The 5,403-nt window shown below is 53.1% G+C and carries 6 protein-coding genes and 3 tRNA genes; all 9 read left to right on the plus strand.

The features are described 5' to 3' along the window. Positions 1-167: 167 nt before the first annotated feature. Positions 168-1,127, plus strand: coding sequence for a bifunctional biotin--[acetyl-CoA-carboxylase] ligase/biotin operon repressor BirA (gene birA / locus BLX41_RS06850; protein WP_123724302.1), 960 nt, complete (start codon positions 168-170; stop codon positions 1,125-1,127). Positions 1,128-1,439: 312 nt separating this feature from the next. After that, positions 1,440-1,886 (plus strand): hypothetical protein, encoded by a 447-nt coding sequence (locus BLX41_RS06860; RefSeq protein ID WP_123724303.1) that lies wholly within the window; start codon positions 1,440-1,442, stop codon positions 1,884-1,886. A gap of 142 nt (positions 1,887-2,028) precedes the next feature. Further along, a tRNA-Tyr gene (locus BLX41_RS06865) sits at positions 2,029-2,113 on the plus strand. Positions 2,114-2,137: 24 nt separating this feature from the next. After that, a tRNA-Gly gene (locus BLX41_RS06870) sits at positions 2,138-2,211 on the plus strand. 26 nt (positions 2,212-2,237) lie between these two features. Further along, positions 2,238-2,313 (plus strand) — tRNA-Thr (locus tag BLX41_RS06875). A gap of 85 nt (positions 2,314-2,398) precedes the next feature. Further along, entirely contained in the window at positions 2,399-3,592 is a 1,194-nt protein-coding gene (gene tuf / locus BLX41_RS06880) for an elongation factor Tu (RefSeq protein ID WP_060841339.1), read from the plus strand. A 140-nt stretch (positions 3,593-3,732) separates the two neighbouring features. Then, a complete protein-coding gene (gene rpsJ / locus BLX41_RS06885) occupies positions 3,733-4,044 on the plus strand; it encodes a 30S ribosomal protein S10 (RefSeq protein ID WP_003186070.1) in 312 nt (103 codons plus the stop codon). Positions 4,045-4,124: 80 nt separating this feature from the next. Next, positions 4,125-4,760 carry a 50S ribosomal protein L3 gene (gene rplC, locus BLX41_RS06890; protein WP_007924205.1) on the plus strand — a complete coding sequence of 212 codons (636 nt, stop codon included), beginning with the start codon at positions 4,125-4,127 and terminating at the stop codon, positions 4,758-4,760. 12 nt (positions 4,761-4,772) lie between these two features. Continuing rightward, positions 4,773-5,375: a 50S ribosomal protein L4 gene (gene rplD, locus BLX41_RS06895; protein ID WP_007924200.1), complete on the plus strand. Its 603-nt coding sequence runs from the start codon at positions 4,773-4,775 to the stop codon at positions 5,373-5,375. Positions 5,376-5,403: the final 28 nt, after the last annotated feature.

A 5,403-nucleotide genomic window follows, 5' to 3' on the forward strand; every position in this document is an offset into this window, starting at 1 on the left:
TAAATTCCGAAACCCCAATTGCGAAAGCAATTGGGGTTTTGTTTTTGCGCGCGAAAAATGGGTTTGATTTTTTGCTGTCTCGATCGACTTGCTCGTCAGGTGGGGGTTTCTATGCAATGGCGCTGGGCATGGCTATCATGCCTGCCTCATGGTGAGGCGGAAACTGCATGTCGACGTTGTTAGAGCTTCTGAAAGATGGGCGATTTCACTCGGGTCAGGCGCTCGGTCAGGCGCTGGGTGTTAGCCGCAGTGCTATATGGAAGCAGTTGCAGCTTCTTGAGGCTGAGCTGGGGCTTGTCATTCATAAGGTACGCGGGCGGGGCTATCAGCTAGCTTCTCCAATCACGTTGTTAAGTGCAGCAGAAATTGCCCGGCTCTCTCCTGAGAGTGCGTGGGCTGTTCAGGTTTTTGACTCTATCGACTCGACGAACGCGCAGGCGTTGAGGTCTGTTGATCAGGCCTGTTCGGCTCCCTTTTTGGTGTTGGCAGAGCGCCAAACGGCTGGGCGGGGACGAAGAGGCCGAAAATGGGTAAGCCCTTTTGCTGAAAATATCTATTACAGCCTGGTCTTGCGAGTCGATGGTGGTATGCGGCAACTGGAAGGGCTCAGTCTTGTGGTAGGGCTGGCAGTTATGCGTGCCCTAAGAGAGTGTGGAGTCCCTGGTGCAGGGCTGAAGTGGCCAAATGATGTCTTGGTTGCTCAGAAGAAGATTGCTGGAATACTTTTAGAGCTAGTGGGTGATCCTGCAGATGTATGCCACGTGGTTCTGGGTGTTGGAATCAATGTGAATATGCAAAGCACCAATGACGTTGATCAGGAGTGGACTTCGGTCAGGTTGGAGGCTGGTAAGTTGGTGGACCGTAACCATTTGGTTGCTCGTTTGAATGACGTTCTGGCTTCCTATCTGGAGCGTCATCAGCGACGGGGGTTTTCCGCCATCCAGGAGGAGTGGGAGCAAAACCATCTCTGGCAAGGACGTGCCGTATCTCTGATTGCAGGTGTGAATAAGGTTGATGGCGTAGTTGTCGGTATCGATCGTCAAGGTGCTCTGCGTTTGAATGTAGAGGGCGAAGAGAAGGTGTATAGCGGCGGAGAGCTCAGCTTGAGATTGCGGGATGATTCTTGAATTCGACTGGGAGAGTGGCTTCATACGGTGGTGAATGAGCTCCATTCTCTCTTTGGTTCGGCTTTTGGTTTGCCGTTTGGTAAGTGTTCGCGGCGTAGGTGAGATGCAAAGGCTTATTTCCTCCTAGGGGGCCGGCTGTTCATTGATATTCGGCAATTTGTTCTGATGCAACCGACTTATTGGGGGTGGTGTCTGTGGGCCTTCTCATCGGTGGTGCTGATCGGGTTGCTGCGCTAAGCCCGCAAGGTTGGGTGGTGGGCGATCTGGTCTTTGTTGGATTGGCTATGGCTTCTCCTCTGTCCTGAGGTATTTATGCGCTGGTTGTTTCTTCTGTTGTTGGTCCTCAATGGCTTTTACTACGTCTGGCACCAGCAGGAAGCTCCGCTGCGAGCTAAAGAGGTGATGCCGCTCTCGCTTTATCGTGGCTCTCAGCAAGATATTCGCTTGCTGAGCGAGTCCACTGACTCTGTAGAGCGGCGCGATAAAGGCAAGGCCGGGGAGGCTGATGCGGGCTGTCTCTATCTGGGGGGCTTTGTTCGCCGAGAGTTGGCTCAAATGCTCGAGCAGCGACTGATTGCATTGGGGGTAGAGGTTCGGTTGCAGTCCTTGAATGTTCCTGGTTCAGCAGGCTTTTGGCTGCGTGTATCCCCTGAAAGCAAACATTTGCTGGATGATCCTCAGCTTCTGAACCTTGTTAAGGAATTCAATGAGTTAAAACATAAAATAATGCCTTGTGAGGGGGTTGCAACTGTCGAATAGGTTGCATAGAATGGCGCCCGCTCCGCAGTGAAGACTTCTTGAAGTCAAAGCCGCGAAGCGTGGTCAGTGCAGCTAACCTCAAGATTTTATTGAGAAAATGCTTGACAGAAGGGTGGCATAGTATAAAATGCTGCCTCGCTTAGGAGGGGTTCCCGAGCGGCCAAAGGGATCAGACTGTAAATCTGACGTCTACGACTTCGAAGGTTCGAATCCTTCCCCCTCCACCAGATTTAGCGAGAGCTGCAGGCTCCGCGGGTATAGTTTAGTGGTAGAACCTCAGCCTTCCAAGCTGATGATGCGGGTTCGATTCCCGCTACCCGCTCCAAGTTTGCAGATTTTGCAAAGTGTTTCGCTCTTGTAGCTCAGTTGGTAGAGCACACCCTTGGTAAGGGTGAGGTCAGCGGTTCAAATCCGCTCAAGAGCTCCATATAACAAGGCAGATATGAAAATATCTGCCTTTGTTTTAATGGCTTGTGTGACTTGCTTAATTCTTCTCCGTAGGGGTGATTTCGATGGCTAAGGAAAAGTTCGAACGTAATAAGCCGCACGTTAACGTGGGTACTATCGGTCACGTTGACCACGGTAAAACCACTCTGACTGCTGCTCTGACTCGCGTTTGCTCCGAAGTTTTCGGTTCGGCTCGTGTTGACTTCGACAAGATCGACAGCGCCCCAGAAGAAAAAGCTCGTGGTATCACCATCAACACTGCACACGTAGAGTACGATTCGCACATTCGTCACTACGCGCACGTTGACTGCCCAGGTCACGCCGACTACGTCAAAAACATGATCACTGGTGCTGCCCAGATGGACGGCGCGATCCTGGTTTGCTCGGCTGCCGATGGTCCGATGCCACAAACTCGTGAGCACATCCTGCTGTCCCGTCAGGTAGGCGTTCCGTACATCGTTGTCTTCCTGAACAAGGCTGACATGGTTGACGACGCTGAGCTGCTGGAACTGGTTGAGATGGAAGTGCGCGACCTGCTGAGTACTTACGACTTCCCAGGTGATGACACTCCGATCATCATCGGTTCGGCTCTGATGGCTCTGAACGGCCAAGACGACAACGAAATGGGTACCACCGCTGTTAAGCGTCTGGTAGAAACTCTGGATACCTACATCCCAGAGCCAGAGCGTGCAATCGACAAGCCGTTCCTGATGCCAATCGAAGACGTATTCTCGATCTCCGGTCGTGGCACCGTGGTAACTGGCCGTGTTGAGCGTGGCATCGTTCGCATCCAGGAAGAAGTTGAGATTGTTGGTCTGCGCGACACTCAGAAGACTACCTGCACCGGCGTTGAAATGTTCCGTAAGCTGCTCGACGAAGGTCGTGCTGGCGAGAACTGCGGCGTTCTGCTGCGTGGTACCAAGCGTGACGACGTTGAGCGTGGCCAGGTTCTGGTTAAGCCGGGTACCGTTAAGCCGCACACCAAGTTCACCGCTGAAGTTTACGTTCTGAGCAAAGAAGAAGGCGGTCGTCATACTCCGTTCTTCAAAGGCTACCGTCCACAGTTCTACTTCCGTACTACTGACGTGACTGGTAACTGCGAGCTGCCAGAAGGCGTTGAAATGGTAATGCCAGGTGACAACATCCAGATGACTGTCACTCTGATCAAAACCATCGCGATGGAAGATGGTCTGCGTTTCGCTATCCGTGAAGGCGGTCGTACCGTCGGCGCTGGCGTCGTAGCCAAAGTCATCGAGTAATCGACGACTCATGAAGAAGCCCCCGCTTGCGGGGGCTTTTTTATTGGGTTGACACTCTGTGGGGCCGTCTATAGAATTGCGCCTCCTTTTAACGGGCGTATTGCGCCCGGTGGGAATAGCAGCCTGGAGTCTGAAATCCAATGCAAAATCAGCAAATCCGTATCAGGTTGAAGGCTTTCGACCATCGCCTGATCGACCAATCCACCCAGGAAATCGTGGAAACCGCGAAACGTACTGGTGCTCAAGTGCGTGGTCCAATTCCACTGCCTACCCGTAAAGAGCGGTTCACCGTTCTGGTCTCCCCGCACGTCAACAAAGACGCGCGTGACCAGTACGAGATCCGTACTCATAAGCGCGTACTGGACATCGTCCAGCCAACGGATAAAACCGTTGATGCTCTTATGAAGCTTGATCTTGCGGCAGGTGTGGAAGTGCAGATCAGCCTCGGCTAAGACTCGGTCTTAGTCGTGTAACGCTCTGAAATGGGCGGCCATAGCGGGTGAAAGCCCCGTACACTCATGAGGTTTACAACATGACTATTGGTGTAGTCGGTCGTAAATGCGGTATGACCCGTATTTTCACCGAAGAAGGTGTCTCCATTCCGGTCACGGTCATTGAGATCGAGCCGAATCGCGTCACCCAGTTCAAAACTGAAGAAACCGATGGCTATCGTGCAGTGCAAGTCACTGTAGGTGAGCGTCGTGCTTCGCGCGTGACTGCTGCTCAGGCAGGTCACTTCGCTAAAGCGAACGTTGCTGCCGGTCGTGGCGTTTGGGAATTCCGTCTTGAAGAAGGCGAGTACCAAGCTGGCGATCTGATCAATGCAGAAATCTTCGCAGCTGGCCAACTGGTAGATGTTACCGGTCAGTCGAAAGGTAAAGGCTTTGCCGGTACCATCAAGCGTTGGAATTTCCGCGGTCAAGATAACACCCACGGTAACTCCGTTTCCCACCGCGTCCCGGGCTCTATTGGCCAGTGCCAGACTCCTGGTCGTGTATTCAAGGGCAAAAAAATGTCCGGTCATATGGGCGCTGAGCGCGTGACCGTGCAGTCCCTGGAAGTAGTGCGCGTCGACGCTGAACGCAATCTGTTGTTGGTCAAGGGTGCTGTTCCTGGCGCTACTGGCGGCAACCTGGTTGTACGTCCGGCGGCCAAGGCTCGCGGTTAAGGGGAAGCTGACATGCAATTAAATGTAAATGACGCTCAAGCGATCGAAGTTTCCGAACTGACATTTGGCGGCGAATTCAACGAGACGCTGGTTCACCAAGCAGTCGTGGCCTACATGGCCGGCGGCCGTCAAGGTAGCAAGCAGCAAAAGACCCGTTCCGACGTTTCTGGTGGCGGCAAGCGCCCATGGCGTCAGAAAGGTACTGGCCGCGCTCGTGCCGGTACTATCCGTAGCCCAATCTGGCGTGGCGGCGGTACCACCTTTGCAGCTCGTCCTCAGGATCACTCCCAGAAGCTGAACAAGAAGATGTATCGCGCAGCAATGCGTTCCATCCTTGCTGAGCTGGTGCGTACTGATCGTCTGGTCGTGGTTCAGGATTTCGCTGTTGAAACTCCGAAGACCAAAGATCTGCTGGGCAAACTGAACAACATGAGCCTGACCGACGTTCTGATCGTGTCGGACGCTGTTGATCAGAACCTGTACCTGGCTGCTCGTAACCTGCCACACGTTGATGTTCGTGACGTGCAAGGTTCCGATCCAGTTAGTCTGATCGCATACGACAAAGTGTTGATCACTGTGTCGGCCGTGAAGAAATTCGAGGAGCTGCTGGGATGAACCAGGAACGCGTATTTAAAGTTCTGCT

Origin of the sequence: Pseudomonas protegens (assembly GCF_003732485.1) — a bacterium.
Taxonomy (GTDB): Bacteria; Pseudomonadota; Gammaproteobacteria; order Pseudomonadales; family Pseudomonadaceae; genus Aquipseudomonas; species Aquipseudomonas protegens_B.

Coding starts and splice junctions, on each gene's coding strand:
- rpsJ (WP_003186070.1), top strand. CDS start 3,733: ATGCAAAATCAGCAAATCCGTATCAGGTTGAAGGCTTTCGACCATCGC.
- birA (WP_123724302.1), top strand. CDS start 168: ATGTCGACGTTGTTAGAGCTTCTGAAAGATGGGCGATTTCACTCGGGT.
- rplD (WP_007924200.1), top strand. CDS start 4,773: ATGCAATTAAATGTAAATGACGCTCAAGCGATCGAAGTTTCCGAACTG.
- BLX41_RS06860 (WP_123724303.1), top strand. CDS start 1,440: ATGCGCTGGTTGTTTCTTCTGTTGTTGGTCCTCAATGGCTTTTACTAC.
- rplC (WP_007924205.1), top strand. CDS start 4,125: ATGACTATTGGTGTAGTCGGTCGTAAATGCGGTATGACCCGTATTTTC.
- tuf (WP_060841339.1), top strand. CDS start 2,399: ATGGCTAAGGAAAAGTTCGAACGTAATAAGCCGCACGTTAACGTGGGT.